This window comes from Xenorhabdus sp. XBWT (assembly GCF_059072735.1).
The window spans coordinates 967,209-982,788 of sequence record NZ_CM180990.1; the positions used below are offsets into that span (position 1 = coordinate 967,209).

Genomic DNA, 15,580 nt, shown 5'->3' on the forward strand with positions numbered 1-15,580 from the left:
AAAAATAAAATGAATAACTATACCCAACAACCACAACAGATTGAACGTAATAGTTTTGAGATTATCACTCGCCTTATTTGCGAGTTACGCCCTGATTATCGGTTTGTGGATGAAGATCAGGAAGCGATAATCAAACGGGTGATCCATACCACTGCCGATTTTGATTGGCTCGATATCCTCTATTTCTCCCCTGAAGTTTTGCATTTTATCCGAGACGGTATTTTGCGGGGCTGTACGTTATATACCGATACCACCATGGTGTTGTCCGGTATCAATAAAACGCGCTTGGCCCAATATGGCAGTAAATGTTGCTGTTATATCAGCGATCCCCGAGCCATTCAGGTGGCAAAAAGTCAGCAAATCACACGTTCAATGGCAGCAGTAGATCTTGCCCTGCAAGAGTCAGGGGAAAAGATTTTTGTCTTTGGTAATGCCCCGACCGCGCTATTCCGTCTGATGGAGCATAAATTTTCCCCGATTGCGGTGATCGGTGTCCCCGTTGGGTTTGTTGGTGCGGAAGAATCCAAAAATACCCTTATTGACAGCGGGCTGAGTTGTATTGCCGCGAGAGGGCGAAAAGGGGGAAGTAATATTGCAGCCGCCATTATCAACGCCATTCTTTATCGGATGCCTGAGGTGCGGGATGAATGAGATCAACGGCCTTGAAACAGATGGTCTCGGTACGGTCTGGCACAGGGGAAAACAATACCGCAAGGGCTATACCACGGGATCTTGCGCAACAGCCGCAGCACGGGTGGCTGCGTTGATGATCTTGCGCCAGCAGATTATTCATCAAGTTTCGATTGTTACGCCTTCTGGTGTCACATTGGCCTTGAATGTCGAACAGCCGTTGATCGAAGGGCAACAAGCGATAGCCGCTATCCGCAAAGATGGTGGAGATGATGTGGATGCAACTCATGGCATGTTGATTTTCGCTCGCGTTGTCCTGAATGACAGCGGCGTAATTACGTTGGATGGCAGGGAGGGTATTGGCAGGGTGACGCGGGTGGGAGTTGGTTTGCCCATTGGTTGGGCTGCCATCAATAAAACGCCACGGCATACTATTGAAGAAGCAGTACGGGAGGTGATTGGCCCACTTCGGGGAGCGGATATTGTGATCTTTGCGCCAGAAGGGGAAGAACGGGCGAAGAAGACTTATAACGACCGACTGGGGATTAAGGGAGGGATCTCGATTATTGGTACGACAGGCATCGTGACACCAATGTCGGAAGAGAGCTGGAAACGTTCTCTGGCACTTGAATTGGAGGCTAAGCGAGCCGACGGGATGGAGCGCATTATTTTCGTACCGGGAAATCATGGTGAACGTTTTGTCAGCCAGCAATTGGGTATTGATGGGAATTGTGTCGTCACGATGAGCAATTTCGTCGGATATATGTTGCAAGAAGCGGTACGTTTGGAATTCCGCCATGTGGTGTTGGTGGGGCATGTCGGCAAGCTGGTGAAAATCGCTTCAGGTATTTTTCATACCCATAGTCACATTGCCGATGCACGCATGGAAACGCTGATCGCAAATCTGGCTTTGATGGGTGCCCCTTTTGAATTGATTCAGGCGGTGGATCAATGTGATACCACTGAAGCCGCCATTGAATTAATTACCGAACAAGGCTGGCAGGCGGTATTCCAACAAATTGCCCGGAAAATCTGCTGGCGTATCGATCAAATGCTGCGTTTCGCCAGTAGTAAGCCTCAGTGTGATGCCATTCTGTTTTCTTTTGATAATCAAGTGTTGGGCTGTAATCGGTCAGTAAATGAAATCGTGGAGGACTTCCGATGATTACCGTCGTTGGCATTGGTCCCGGAGATACAGCAAACCAAACACTGGCCGCACTGGATGCGATAGAGCAGGCGGAAGTATTGGTGGGTGGGGCACGTCATCTTGCCGAGTTTCCTCATTTCAGCGGTGAAACCCGCCGGGTGAATGCTGATATGGATGGATTGATGCTGTGGCTTGAACAGCATCAACACCGGCAAATTGTAGTGCTGGCTTCGGGCGACCCCCTCTTTTATGGCATTGGCAAACGGATTGCGGCGCATTTTTCTGCCCGGAACGTCGGAGGGGAAAATGTCCGCATCATTTCTGGCATCAGCTCAATCCAATATTTATGCGCCCGTATTCTGCTGGACATGAACGACATCTATCTCACCAGCAGTCACGGGCGTAAGCCGGATTTTGACTGGCTGCTCCAACATGAAAAAGTTGCGATGGTGACGGATGAGGTGGTTGGCCCTTACCGGATCGCACAAGAAATTCTGGCACATGGGCAGCAGCGTCACATGGTGATTGGTGAAAATTTATCGCAGGAAAATGAGCGGATTGTTTGTTTAAACGCGGAGCAGGTCGCCCAGCGTGGCGATATTCATTATGGCTTGAATGTAGTGGTGATCCTGAATGAAAGATGAACTGTTTTTGCGCGGTCATCGCATCCCCATGACCAAAGAAGCGATTAGGGCGTTGGTATTGGAGCGTCTGGAACTGGAGAAAGCCAGATACTTTATTGATGTCGGAGCGGGTACAGGCAGCGTCAGTATTGAAGCTGCACTGCGTTATCCCGCGTTGGATATCCTTGCCATTGAACGCAAAGAGGAAGCCTTGTCGCTGATTGCTGAGAATATCCGGCATTTTGGTTGCCATGCGGTGCGTATTCAGTCTGGCACGGCTCCTGTGCCATTAGCTCATTCCACTGATGCCATTTTCATTGGCGGGACTGGCGGACATCTTATTGAAATGATTGATTGGGCGCTCGCGCACCTGAATCAGGACGGTCGTTTAGTGATGACCTTTATCCTGCTGGAAAACTTCACGCAGGCATGGTCACACCTGAAAACCTGTCAGGTGACATCGCTGGACGGACGTGAAATTCAAGTGGGGGAACTGACTGCATTGGGGCAAGGACATTATTTCAAACCCAACAATCCGACTTATTTGATTGCCTGCCGGAAAGGTTCCGAACAAGAAGTGTACTGGCAAGAGGAACAGGATGATGTCTGAACATATTGGTCATATCGATTTTGATACTGAAAAAGTCTGGTTTGTCGGCGCAGGGCCGGGGGATAAGAGCCTGATTACCTTAAAAGGCTATCAATTGTTACAGCAGGCTCAACTGGTGATTTATGCAGGATCGCTGATTAATCGGGAGTTGCTGGAATATTGTCGGGCGGATGCTGAATGCCATGACAGTGCGGGGATGACGTTAGCGGAAATCACCGACTCGATGGTGAAGGGTGTAAACGCAGGTAAGTTGGTCATTCGCCTGCAAACGGGAGATTTGTCGTTGTTCGGATCTATTCGTGAACAGGCTGAAGAACTGGCAAAGAGAGGCATTGGTTTTGTTTCTGTGCCGGGGGTGAGTTCATTTCTTGGCGCTGCTGCACAATTGGGGGTGGAATATACTGTCCCCGAAGTCGCGCAAAGCCTGATTATTACCCGTATCGAAGGCCGAACCCCCATGCCGCCACGGGAAACGCTGGAAGCCTTTGCCGCCCATCAGACTTCAATGGCGATCTTCCTTTCGGTGCAGGATATCACGGGTGTCGTTGCCCGATTGATTGAAGGCGGTTATCCACAGGAAACACCGGTTGCCGTGGTTTATAAGGCGACATGGCCGGACTGCCAGATAGTGCGTGGTACATTGGAGACCATTACAGAACAGGTACGCTGTGCCGGTATCCGCAAAACAGCCCTGATTTTGGTAGGTGCTTTTCTTGGAGAAGAATTTCACTATTCAAAACTGTATGACGCGAGGTTCAGCCATGAATACCGCCGCGCCTGAAAAATCAGTACCTAAAAAAGCCTGCGCCTTATTCTGCCTGACCGCAGGCGGTATTGCGTTGGCACACCGCTTGCGCTCTTATCTGGAGATGGATTGTTTTACTTCTCCTGAATTGGTGGAAACCGGATTCATTGCTTTTGATAACACTTTTTCCAATACGGTACGCAAAGCATTTATTCAATATGACTCGTTAGTCATGATTGGAGCGACGGGGATCGCCATTCGGGTTATTGCGCCGTTGCTCAAGGATAAAATGACCGATCCTGCGGTTGTGGTGCTGGATGAAAAAGGGCAGTTTGCCATTAGTTTGCTGTCCGGGCACCTAGGGGGAGCCAATGAACTTGCACAGCAGATCGCGGATGTTCTTGATAGTCAGGCGGTTATTACTACTGCAACAGATGTTAACCAACTCGCGGCACTGGATATGTTATCTCAACAACTTGACGGGGAAATGGAAAATTTCCGCGCCAATATCAAAACTGTCAATCAAATGCTGGTCAATGGTCGGCGGGTAGGTATTTGGTGGCATCCCGCATTGCGTGGTGAAAAAGATCACTACGATACGCGTGGATTTATTCCGGTTGACGATTTTAATTGCCTGCCTGAACTGGATGCCTTGGTGTACGTCAGCTATGAGCAGGAAAGGCTGGTGCTGGCGATCCCAACGTTTAAACTGGTTCCTCGCCGCATTGTCGCAGGAATCGGCTGTCGGCGTGGCATCGAAACTGAACGGGTAGCACAATTGTTGGAACGCCATCTGGTTGAGCACAGTTTTGATCCGCTGGCATTGAAAGCCATTGGCAGTGTGGAGTTAAAGAAATCAGAACCTGCATTAATTCAATTGGCAGAAGAGCGTCAGATTCCGTTCCAAATCTTCTCCGTAAATCAGCTTGCCCAGTGTGAACAGGCATTTCCTGCTTCTGATTTTGTCCGAAAAACTGTGGGCATAGGCTGTGTCTCCCAACCTGTAGCCTGGCTGATGAGCCAAGGACACCTGGTTGGTCATACCCTGCGTGAGCAGGGAGTCACCATCACATTAGGAGTATTGCATCCATGTTAACTGTCATTGGAATTGGGCCGGGCTGCGAAGCCATGATGACGCAGGAAGCGATTGCCGCGTTGAAAGCTGCCGATATCGTGGTGGGTTACAAAACCTATACCCATTTGGTGAAACCATTGGTAGGCGATAAAGAAATTATCAAAACCGGTATGTGCAAAGAGATTGAACGCTGTCAGACGGCTATTGATCTGGCAGAACAGGGTAAAAATGTTGCGGTGGTTTGCAGCGGTGATGCGGGCATTTATGGCATGGCGGGGTTGATTCTGGAATTGGTCAGTCAACAAAAGCGCAATGTGGAAGTCAGGCTGGTGGCTGGTGTGACAGCAAGTACGGCTTGTGCGGCTTTGCTTGGCGCACCCTTGATGCATGATTCTTGCCATATCAGCCTGAGCGATCTGCTTACACCGTGGGAGGTGATTGAAAAGAGAGTGCGAGCGGCGGCTGAAGCGGATTTTGTGGTCTGTTTCTACAATCCGCGCAGCCGGGGGCGCGAAGAACATTTGGCGCGGGCATTTTCCCTGATGGCTCCGTGGAAATCGGCAGAAACACCTGTTGGGGTGGTGAAAGCCGCAGGGCGCAAGCATGAGGATAAATGGCTGACGACCTTCGGTGAAATGGATTTTTCCCGCGTTGACATGCGCAGTCTGGTGATTGTGGGCAATCAATCAACCTACATACGCGATGGGTTAATGATAACCCCGAGAGGGTACAAACTATGAAACGGTCATTGATCCATATTTTTGGCGGCACAAGTGATGCCCGCCAAATTTGCGAGATGATGGATATTGCAGGCATGGATTATTGTTTGTCGGTGGCAACATCAACGGGAGCACAGCAGGCGGAAGGAATTCGCGGTGAAATTGTCATTGGCCGGATGGAGTCAGAAGGCATGGTCAAAGACCTGCAACAGCGGGGTACGGGTATGGTGATTGATGCTTCTCACCCTTATGCAGAACGATTGAGCCAAAACGTTGCCAGCGCGAGCCAAAAATTGGGGGTTCCTCTCATTCGTTATATCCGCCCCAGCGATATTGATGCCGTTGAGCATGATCTCATCCATAAGGTGACAACTATTGAACAGGCATGTGAAGTGGCATCTCGCTTAGGTTCACGTATTTTGCTGACCACGGGCAGTAAGCAATTAGCCGATTACTTAACTTACTTGAAGGGAAAAACGGTGCTGGCTCGTGTATTGCCGACAGCAGAAGTGCTGGTGATGTGTGAATCCTTGGGTTTATCCGTCGATCAGATTTTTGCCCTGAAAGGCCCGTTCAGCGCTGATTTCAATCGGGCGTTTTACCAATTTTGTCAGGCAGAAGTGGTTATCACCAAGGAATCAGGTGAACAGGGGGGATTTAAAGAAAAAATTGAGCCGTGCCTTTCCCTTGGGTTGCCTTGCATCGTGATTTGTCGTCCAGATTATCCTTTTGTTGGTGAAGGGATAACACAGGTCAATGGGTTGGAAGAAATGGAACATTTGTTAGCCCGAAACACTTGGCAAAAATAGGTTGGCGAATTTTTCAATATAGATAACCAATAAGGAAAAGCAAAATGAAAAAAGCATTATTGGTGATAAGTTTCGGAACCAGTTATCCAGAAACACGGCAAAATAATATTGAAGCCTGTGAGCAGCAATTGGCATCTGTTTTTCCCGACAGAGATCTATTTCGGGCATTTACTTCCGGCATGATCATCCGCAAATTACGCCAGCGCGATGGCATCCGCATCGATACTCCCCATGACGCACTCACCCGACTGCATCACGCTGGCTATAGCGATGTTGCTATTCAATGCCTGCATATCATCAAGGGTGATGAATATGAAAAGGTACTTTATGAAGCCGAGAAGTTCCGACCCCATTTTAAACGATTGGTTTTGGGTGAGCCGCTGCTCAGTCATTTCAACGATTACGTGCAATTGATGCGGGCACTGCGCCACCAGCTTCCCCGAATGGCGGAGAATGAATGTGTCGTATTTATGGGGCACGGAACAACGCATCATGCTTTTTCTGCTTATGCCTGCCTGGATCATCTGATGAGCCATTACTCTTTCCCTGCGCGGGTGGGAGCGGTAGAGAGTTACCCGGAACTTCCCTTACTCATCAAGGGATTAAAAGATAAAGGAATCCGCAAAGTCCACCTGATGCCACTGATGCTGGTGGCAGGGGATCATGCTATCAATGACATGGCTTCAGATGAAAAAGACTCTTGGAAATCTCAGTTGGAGAATGCTGGCATTACCGCTATTTCTTGGTTGCAGGGATTGGGTGAAAATCCAATGATCCGGCAGATGTTTGTGGATCACCTTGCTCACGTGATCAATGACGGGGAGAAAGCCTGATGGATGGAAAAATGAATGCCGGAAAATTGTATGTCATGGGCGTAGGTCCCGGTGCCAGTGACCTGATTACCGTGAGGGCTGCGCGTATTCTTTCTGAGCTTGACGTGATTTATACCCCAACCGGTAAAAAAGGGACTCAAAGCCTCGCTCACTCCATCATTGCAGAATATCTTTCGCCGACAACTGAAATCTGTACTTACCATTTTTTAATGAAAGCCGACAGGGCTGCGAAAGAAGCGGTTTGGGATGAAGTAGCCCAAACATTGAAAGAGGATGTTGCCAATGGCAGAAAAGTCGGATTTGTCACTTTGGGTGATCCCATGTTGTTCAGTACGTGGGTCTTTCTTTTAGAGCGAACGGTATCGGAACAGATAAAAATCCCCCCGTGGTTGGAAATTGTACCGGGGATCACATCGTTTTCTGCTATTGCCGCAGCCAGTGGTATACCATTGGCGATGGAAAGCCAAACTTTGGCCGTTGTCTCCTGTACGGCTCCTGAAACGGTTTTGGAACAGGCATTGGTTAATCATGACTGTATTGTTCTGATGAAAGTCTATTCACGCTTTACCCGGATACGTGACATTTTGCGTCGTCACAATCTACTGAAACATGCCCTGATGATGGCGGATGCTACTTTGCCAACAGAACAGTGCTGGCGCGATCTTGCTACGCTGTCTCCCGATGAACAGGCACTATCGTATTTCTCAACGATTTTGATTAATAAAAACTGGCAGTGATTGGCCCAGCAATGGCTGCTAAAAGTACATGGTGAAACCTGTTTACCCCTGTATAAGACCGGGCAAGAACTTTTCGCCATCCTCAGTGAAACTAGCCTGTATGCAACAAGGGAGAATATACAATGACACTATCGCTGATGATTCAAGGAACTGCGTCTGATGTAGGAAAAAGTGTGCTGGTAGCGGGATTTTGCCGGATATTCTCGCAGGATGGTCATCACTGCACTCCTTTCAAATCACAGAATATGGCGCTTAATTCGGGTATTACCCCAGATGGAAAAGAGATGGGGCGAGCGCAAATATTTCAGTCAGAAGCGGCAGGTATTGCGCCGGATGTGCGTATGAATCCCGTGTTGTTAAAACCCACCAGTGATCGCAAGGCGCAAGTGGTTTTTATGGGGAAAGTGATGTGCAGTATGAATGCGGTGGAGTATCACGAGTATAAACCCCGATTGCTTCAGCAGATCTTGGCAGCTTATAACGGCCTTGCGGCGGAAACGGACATTATGGTGTTGGAAGGAGCGGGCAGTCCGGCAGAAATTAATCTTCGTGACCGTGATATTGTTAATATGGGAATGGCTGAATTAGCGGATGCACCTGTCATTCTGGTGGCAGATATTGATCGTGGCGGTGTATTTGCATCTATTTACGGTACGCTGGCTTTAATTAGCCCGGAGGAAAAAGCACGGGTCAAGGGCGTGATCATCAATAAATTTCGCGGTGATCTGGCGTTGTTGCAATCTGGCATTGATCAGATCGAAGCGCTGACGCAAGTGCCTATCTTGGGTGTCTTGCCGTGGCTGGATCTTGATCTGGAGGATGAAGACAGTGTCGCTTTGCAGGTGGGTAAATACGATCAGCAGGAACATAAGTCAGGTGATTATCTGCATATTGCCGTCATTAAATATCCTCATATTGCCAATTTTACCGATTTTAACGCGCTGGCGTCACAACCGGATGTGCATCTGCGTTATGTTTCCGAGCCTTCTGAGCTTCATGGCGTGGATCTGATCATCCTGCCCGGCAGTAAAAATACCTTGGGTGATTTGGCATGGCTAAAAATTCAGGGGCTTGATCAGGCGATTATCAGCGCTCATCAGCAAGAAATCGCAATTATCGGGATCTGCGGTGGTTACCAAATGTTGGGAAAACAGATTGTGGATGAGGTGGAATCAGGCTTAACCCAGATGGCAGGTTTGGGGTTATTGGATACTGAAACTCAATTTGCCCATCAAAAGCAGACGGCGCAGGTCAGGGGGGTTGTGATGCCTGCTTTATCAGGCATATTGAATTTATGTAGCGAGCAGCCGATCGCAGGCTATGAAATTCATATGGGGATAACTCGGCTTGGTGAGCAAGCAATGCCTTTCGCCAAAATGCATCTGTACAATGGTGAAGAAAAAATCTGGTTTGATGGTGCTGTTACTCAAAATGGTTCGGTAATGGGAAGTTATCTGCATGGTCTGTTTGATCAAAATTCTTTCACGCGCCCGCTATTGAATCAGCTTCGTATACGTAAGGGCGGCGTTCCATTGGAAAATGCCGCTTTCAATTATGCCCGGCATAAAGAAAAACAGTTCAACATTTTGGCAGCCAGTATGCGTGAACATCTGGATATTGAACGGATCTATCAATTGATGCGTGAGTACGAATTGTTGAGAGGAAGGAGCGTATTGTGTGATGAGGTCTTACAGGGGGTGATCACCTCATGATCTTGGTAACAGGCGGTGCGCGCAGTGGAAAGAGTTCCCACGCTGAACGCCTGATTGCTGAACAATGCGAACAGGTATTGTATATTGCCACTGCGCAAATTACAGATGAAGAGATGGCCATCCGCATTGAACGGCATAAACAGGAACGCCCGGCACACTGGCGGACTTGGGAAGGTCATCGAAATTTAGCGGCTGTGATCCGCCAGCACCGCCAACCTCAAGAAGGGGTTATACTAGAATGTATCACAACATTTATTGCTAACTTATTGTTTGATCTGTCAGATGGTGCTTCACCTGATGAGATTGATTTTGTCTCATTAGAAGTATTTATTCATCGTCAGATAGATAACCTGATTAATGCCAGCTTGTTATGCCCGATGCCGGTATATATAGTGACCAATGAATTGGGAATGGGTATCACACCTGAAAATCGATTGGCACGCCATTTTATTGATATCGCCGGGCGAGCCAACCAAAAATTGGCAAAGGAAGCAAAAGAAGTCTGGCTGATGGTTTCAGGCATTGGAGTAAAGATTAAATGAAATTGAATCTCTTTTGGGCCACAGTACAGTTTATGACACGTATCCCTGTTCCGGAAAAATGGGCTGAAGGTGTTGATTTATCGCAATATTGGCGTGGTATTCCGACTTTTCCGCTGATTGGCCTGATTATTGGGGGAGTGTCTGGTTTGCTCTTCCTCACCATCACTTACTCTGGCGGGGGAGTATATATCGGTGCGATTAGTTATGTACTGGCATTAGCTCTGTTTACGGGAGGGTTACATTTAGATGGATTGGCGGATACTTGTGATGGCATTTTTTCTGCCCGCCAGAGAGAAAAAATGTTGGAGATTATGCGTGATAGCCGGCTTGGAACTTATGGCGGTATTGGGTTAATTTTCTGTCTTTTAACCAAAACATTGGTTGTCATAGATCTTTCTTACTATTCTCCCCTTCACCTACTGGCCTTACTGACGTGCGCACCAATTGTCGGGCGTACAGTCGTAGTGCTTTTTATGTATCAGCAACGTTATGCCCGCGAACATGGAGGCATGGGAAGCAGCTATATTGGTCGAGTCACTGCTTCTTCTACTATGCTGACCTTATTGATCGGTTCGATATTAGTGATGGCTCTGGGAAATTGGCAGGGATTAACGGCAATGGCAGTAACACTGCTCATTGTTTATGGAATGGCTCTCTATTTCAATAATCGTCTTGGTGGACAAACTGGCGATACGCTGGGTGCCGCAATTGAAGTGGGAGAAGTCATTTTTTTGGTCGCGATGATTTGGCAATGAATATGGAGAGAATAATCAGATGCGGTTTTTTCTCGTTCGGCATGGGCAGACACAAGCCAATATTGATAGTATTTTTTGTGGTAAAACCGATTTATCCTTAACAAAAACGGGCATAAATCAAGCACAGCAAATCGCAGACTCGTTGAAGAACATTACCTTCCAGTCCATTCACTGTAGTGAAATGAAACGGGCAATACAAACTGCACAAATCATTTCTCCGTCAAGCATACCCTCTCTACCAAAGATAAATAGCGATTATCGTCTCAATGAGTTGGATTTTGGGGCATGGGAACTATGTCATCATGCAGACATTGCGAAAGACGATCCACTAGCCTGGTCACACTGGTTGGCGGATTGGCAGAATGGTTGTCCGACTGGAGGCGAATCGTTCAAACATTTCTCAGAACGGGTAGAGGAGTACACCAAAGTATTGCGCTCTTCTATAGCCACGGAAAATCACTTGATTGTTGCACATCAGGGAGTTTTGGGATTACTTCTTGTTAAATTACTGCAATTACCTACAGAAGCCATGTGGTCTTTCCCCTTTCAGCAGGGGACTTACAGTATTGTTGATAATCATGCCGGGGTTATTACCTTGAATGCATTTAATTCTCAGATGGAATATTGTTCGAAGGATGAATATGACTCTCAACTCATTGATTAATGCAATTCAGCCCCTGAATCAGGTGAAGATGAACAAAGCGTCGCAACACATTGATCGTTTGCTTAAACCATTGGGAAGTTTGGGTCGGCTTGAAACGTTGGCAATACAATTATCCGGCATGTCAGGCATCAGTGAACTGCGAAACCTGCAAAAAGAGATCATTGTGATGTGTGCCGATCATGGTGTTTATGACGAAGAGGTCGCTATTTCACCTAAAAACGTCACTGCGATACAAGCCCGCAATATGCTGAAAGGATTGACGGGTGTGTGTGTACTGGCGAAAAACAGCGGTACTCGCGTTTTGCCTGTAGATATTGGCATTGACTGTGAACCGATTGAACATTTGTTATCTCTGAAAATTGCGCGGGGATGCGGCAATATCGCTCAGGAAGCTGCAATGAATTATGAACAAGCTGAAATGTTATTGCTTGCAAGTGCACAGTTAGTGCAGCAGCGCGTTGCAGCAGGAGTGGAAGTGTTTGGCGTGGGGGAAATGGGGATCGCTAATACCACCGCAGCGGCGGCAGTGATCAGTGTTCTGACAGAATGTGATCCATGTGATGTAGTTGGATTTGGCGCTAATTTACCCCTTGAACGTTTGAGACATAAGCAATCCATAGTTCGGCAAGCCATCGCAGTCAATCAGCCGGATCGTAACAACGCCCTTGATGTATTGGCAAAAGTGGGAGGGTTTGATCTGGTCGGAATGACGGGAGTTATTCTGGGTGCGGCCGCTTCTGGTGTACCCATTGTACTTGATGGTTTTTTGTCTTATGCATCGGCCCTGGCGGCTTGTCAGTTATCACCCATTGTGTGGAATTATTGTATTCCTTCTCATATGTCGGCAGAAAAAGGCGCAGCGCTGGCGTTGCAGCATTTGAACTTGCAACCTTATTTGCATTTAGATTTGCGTCTTGGCGAAGGTAGCGGTGCCGCTATTGCCATGTCTTTGATTGATGCCGCTTGTGCGATGTATTGCCATATGGGGCAATTGGTAAATAGTGGTATTAATTTACCAACGACGAAAAAGGCCGCGCTTTGCGCGACCTTTAAACTATAAATCAATTTAAACATTTTATTGCCAAGGCTTACAATACTAGCCTGTTGTCCAGAACCAGGTTTGGTTCTATAGAGATATAACCTTCCAGGGAGTCTTTTTGATAGATTGCGAGAACACAGAGATGAGGAATTGAATTCTGTTTACCTACACTCGGCAAATCATTAACTTTAGTGACCCAGTGATAATCTTTTAGTTTCTGAAAATCGATACCGCCTAGTGTATTTCTTAAGTCGACAGTAGGAACCAGTCTCGTCACTTCTTCTATAGTCGGAACACTCAATATCGGAACAACATCGTCACGGACTACTTGTAATGGCTCAAATCTGACTAAAGCTGCGGTATACTCTGTTTCAACATTTAATGTTCTTACTAGATAGCGAATTGAATCGCCTATATCAGCTTTAATCACGAGATCAACGCTATTTTCAATAGAAACAATACCGTCATCTTCAGGTAAAACACGTATATAATTTCTGACGAGTTTTTCTGGGTGGATTAAAATAGGTTTATCTACATTGGTGCTGAGTCTACCATAGTCATGCATGATTTCTTCAGCTTTTACCGCTAACAGTATATCGATGTTTCTCATTATAGTACCCTTATTAGTTAACGTTATGAGCATATATTTATATGCGACCAACATAACACTGGGCCCATACTTCTCTTATAAGCTGCTTACGGACTATATAATAGTAGATAAATATAAAATCAAAACCATAAAAATAATCTTTCAGAAAAATAAATTTATCATGTTAAAGTGATTTTAAATTATATTTAAAACGTATTCATTACCAATAATATTTATTTTAATTGTTTCAGTGTACGGCCTATTCATTATATTATTATAGTAAATATAACATATAACCTTTATTAAAAACAATTATACTGGTTGTCTTTAAAGTTGCTAATTTGTTAATTATTATTGCTAAGGCAGCTTCTTTGTTGTGTTTCGATAAGTTAATTTTTTGTTATTTTTTATTTTTGAAATTATATTTATAGTGTTTTTTATTTTATAGATAAAAATCCACGTAATAAAGAACTTGGTTACATTTTTTAAAGCATGGTTATTTTTATAAATGTTATTTTAAGTTGCGTGTTGAAACAATCCAACTGAATATATAATTATTTTTTATAATTTTATCTACTAAATTACCCAAAGAAAGTCAAAAGTATGCTTTTAACAGTGAATTAATGAAAATATAAGGACTTTATGCCTATTGAAATCCATCGGGTATATTTGTCTTATAAGATTAGTTTTTAACTTGTATTCTCAACTGTTCTTTTATTATTTTACCATTGATATTACGGGGCAACGTTAAAAAGGTATATCCTTTTGGTCGTTTAAAGCGGGCAACTATCGTACAAATATAGTCGTCCAGCTCTCGCTCCGTTACAGATACATTTTCATTAAGCTCAATAAAAGCGTGAGGGACTTCTCCCCAGTACGGATCAGGTTTCGCGACGATAGCTGCGGCTAAAACCCCCGGATAACTGGATAGTACATTTTCCAATTCAAGGCTGGAAATATTTTCACCTCCGGAAATAATGATATCTTTTTTCCTATCAATGATTTTTATGTAACCATCAGGATCAATGACCGCTAAATCCCCGGTGTAAAACCATTGGCTGGTGGTCTCCGGTGTAACATGACGCACAGGATCGTAAGAAGCGACAATATTTCCACGGATAGCAATCTCTCCAATGGTTTTACCATCAAAAGGAACTTCTAGTCTGCTCTCTTCATCAATAACGCTAACTTGCCCCTGTAAATTGGAGACAATTCCTTGGCGCATTTTCTTTAATATCATTTCTGATTTTGGCAGATTTTTCCACTCATGCTTATTTTCACAAACCACAACAGGCCCATAAGTTTCAGTGAGACCATAAACATGTGTCCCTGTGATGCCAACGTCATCCAATAGGGAGAACATCATTTCCGTTGGCGGGGCACCGGCAATCAGGCCAGAAATGAGACCATTAAAATGTTTTCCATTCTTTTGAGCCATTTTTCCTAAAGAATAATGCACAATCGGGGCACCGCAATAGTGAGTTACGTTATGCTCCTGTATAAGCTCGATGGCTTCTTCTGCATCAAATTTTCTCATACAGATATGTGTTCCGGCTCGCGCGGCAATCGTCCATGGAAAACACCATCCATTACAGTGAAACATGGGGAGTGTCCATAAATAAATAGGGTTTTTGGGCATATCCCAATCCAAAATGTTTGAAATGGCATTGAGAAAGGCCCCTCGGTGAGAATAGACCACCAGCTTGGGTTGCCCGTTGGTACCCGAAGTTGAATTAATGCTGATAGCTTCCTGTTCGTTAATTTGAATAAATGATAAGCTCTTTGATGTGTATTCAGTTATTAGTGATTCATAATGAATAAGTTCGTGTTCAGGTAAAAATATTGGAGTGATTGAACTATTATCATCAATAATAATGATCTTAATTGGATTATTGAAATAAATATCGTTTAAGAGTGAAATAAATTTCTTATCAAGAATTAATACCTTGGGACTTAGTTTTTCAAAGACAAAATTTAATGTTGCTGAATCTGTCCGAGTGCTCAGAGCATTGAGAATGCCACCAGCTAAAGGGACAGCAAAATGCAATTCAAGTAATTCGTGGATATTAGGTAAAATGGCTGTTACTACGTTTCCTTTTTCAACTCCCATTTGTTGTAATGAGACCGCGATTCTTTCACATCGTCTGGCATATTGGTGCCAAGTCCAACGATATTTTCCATCAATGATGGCAATGCCATCACCATTGCTTAAAACAGCTCTTTTGAGAAATAAAATAGGGGATAATGCTGTGCCATCATACTCATTTAAGAATGAATTATCACGATTCATATTTTTTTACCTTATTTTGTTATGTTGTTGAAAATAATAGGTAGCAATGAGATAAGCAATG

At 45.3% G+C, this 15,580-nt stretch carries 17 protein-coding genes; 15 read left to right on the top strand and 2 right to left on the bottom strand.

Translation table 11 applies throughout. The annotated features are described in order from the left end of the window. Nucleotides 1–9 precede the first annotated feature (9 nt). The 15 genes from AC5JQI_RS04230 to cobT all read left to right on the top strand — a co-directional run bounded on the left by AC5JQI_RS04230 (nt 10) and on the right by cobT (nt 12,661). Nucleotides 10–651: a cobalt-precorrin-8 methylmutase gene (locus AC5JQI_RS04230; protein WP_493913844.1), complete on the top strand. Its 642-nt coding sequence runs from the start codon at nt 10–12 to the stop codon at nt 649–651. Further along, entirely contained in the window at nt 644–1,795 is a 1,152-nt protein-coding gene (cbiD, locus tag AC5JQI_RS04235; protein WP_493913845.1) for a cobalt-precorrin-5B (C(1))-methyltransferase CbiD, read from the top strand. Before AC5JQI_RS04230 ends, cbiD begins: the two co-directional genes overlap by 8 nt. Continuing rightward, nucleotides 1,792–2,421, top strand: a complete 630-nt coding sequence (locus AC5JQI_RS04240; RefSeq protein WP_237387789.1) for a cobalt-precorrin-7 (C(5))-methyltransferase — start codon at nt 1,792–1,794, stop codon at nt 2,419–2,421. The genes cbiD and AC5JQI_RS04240 overlap by 4 nt, the downstream gene beginning before the upstream one ends. Next, nucleotides 2,411–3,010: a decarboxylating cobalt-precorrin-6B (C(15))-methyltransferase gene (locus AC5JQI_RS04245; RefSeq protein WP_493913846.1), complete on the top strand. Its 600-nt coding sequence runs from the start codon at nt 2,411–2,413 to the stop codon at nt 3,008–3,010. Before AC5JQI_RS04240 ends, AC5JQI_RS04245 begins: the two co-directional genes overlap by 11 nt. Next, a complete protein-coding gene (locus AC5JQI_RS04250; RefSeq protein ID WP_493914602.1) occupies nt 3,003–3,791 on the top strand; it encodes a cobalt-precorrin-4 methyltransferase in 789 nt (262 codons plus the stop codon). Before AC5JQI_RS04245 ends, AC5JQI_RS04250 begins: the two co-directional genes overlap by 8 nt. Then, a complete protein-coding gene (cbiG, locus tag AC5JQI_RS04255; RefSeq protein WP_493913847.1) occupies nt 3,772–4,851 on the top strand; it encodes a cobalt-precorrin 5A hydrolase in 1,080 nt (359 codons plus the stop codon). The genes AC5JQI_RS04250 and cbiG overlap by 20 nt, the downstream gene beginning before the upstream one ends. Further along, a complete protein-coding gene (locus AC5JQI_RS04260) occupies nt 4,845–5,570 on the top strand; it encodes a precorrin-3B C(17)-methyltransferase (RefSeq protein WP_493913848.1) in 726 nt (241 codons plus the stop codon). Before cbiG ends, AC5JQI_RS04260 begins: the two co-directional genes overlap by 7 nt. After that, nucleotides 5,567–6,358 carry a cobalt-precorrin-6A reductase gene (locus AC5JQI_RS04265; protein WP_493913849.1) on the top strand — a complete coding sequence of 264 codons (792 nt, stop codon included), beginning with the start codon at nt 5,567–5,569 and terminating at the stop codon, nt 6,356–6,358. The genes AC5JQI_RS04260 and AC5JQI_RS04265 overlap by 4 nt, the downstream gene beginning before the upstream one ends. A gap of 44 nt (nt 6,359–6,402) precedes the next feature. Beyond that, a complete protein-coding gene (gene cbiK, locus AC5JQI_RS04270) occupies nt 6,403–7,191 on the top strand; it encodes a sirohydrochlorin cobaltochelatase (RefSeq protein WP_493913850.1) in 789 nt (262 codons plus the stop codon). Beyond that, a complete protein-coding gene (locus tag AC5JQI_RS04275; RefSeq protein ID WP_493913851.1) occupies nt 7,191–7,928 on the top strand; it encodes a cobalt-factor II C(20)-methyltransferase in 738 nt (245 codons plus the stop codon). The genes cbiK and AC5JQI_RS04275 overlap by 1 nt, the downstream gene beginning before the upstream one ends. 122 nt (nt 7,929–8,050) lie before the next feature. Further along, nucleotides 8,051–9,640, top strand: coding sequence for a cobyric acid synthase (locus AC5JQI_RS04280; protein ID WP_493913852.1), 1,590 nt, complete (start codon nt 8,051–8,053; stop codon nt 9,638–9,640). Continuing rightward, entirely contained in the window at nt 9,637–10,182 is a 546-nt protein-coding gene (gene cobU, locus AC5JQI_RS04285) for a bifunctional adenosylcobinamide kinase/adenosylcobinamide-phosphate guanylyltransferase (RefSeq protein ID WP_237387780.1), read from the top strand. The genes AC5JQI_RS04280 and cobU overlap by 4 nt, the downstream gene beginning before the upstream one ends. Continuing rightward, a complete protein-coding gene (cobS, locus tag AC5JQI_RS04290) occupies nt 10,179–10,937 on the top strand; it encodes an adenosylcobinamide-GDP ribazoletransferase (protein WP_237387779.1) in 759 nt (252 codons plus the stop codon). The genes cobU and cobS overlap by 4 nt, the downstream gene beginning before the upstream one ends. A 19-nt stretch (nt 10,938–10,956) precedes the next feature. Then, nucleotides 10,957–11,601, top strand: a complete 645-nt coding sequence (locus AC5JQI_RS04295) for an adenosylcobalamin/alpha-ribazole phosphatase (RefSeq protein ID WP_493913853.1) — start codon at nt 10,957–10,959, stop codon at nt 11,599–11,601. Beyond that, nucleotides 11,579–12,661 (top strand): nicotinate-nucleotide--dimethylbenzimidazole phosphoribosyltransferase, encoded by a 1,083-nt coding sequence (gene cobT / locus AC5JQI_RS04300; RefSeq protein ID WP_493913854.1) that lies wholly within the window; start codon nt 11,579–11,581, stop codon nt 12,659–12,661. The genes AC5JQI_RS04295 and cobT overlap by 23 nt, the downstream gene beginning before the upstream one ends. A gap of 28 nt (nt 12,662–12,689) precedes the next feature. Here cobT and AC5JQI_RS04305 read toward each other — a convergent pair whose 3' ends face one another. Both AC5JQI_RS04305 and AC5JQI_RS04310 read right to left on the bottom strand, forming a co-directional pair. Beyond that, complete coding sequence (locus AC5JQI_RS04305) at nt 12,690–13,250, bottom strand: AidA/PixA family protein (protein ID WP_493913855.1); 561 nt, start codon at nt 13,248–13,250, stop codon at nt 12,690–12,692. 661 nt (nt 13,251–13,911) lie between these two features. Next, nucleotides 13,912–15,519: an AMP-binding protein gene (locus AC5JQI_RS04310; protein ID WP_493913856.1), complete on the bottom strand. Its 1,608-nt coding sequence runs from the start codon at nt 15,517–15,519 to the stop codon at nt 13,912–13,914. Between the last annotated feature and the right edge of the window lie 61 nt (nt 15,520–15,580).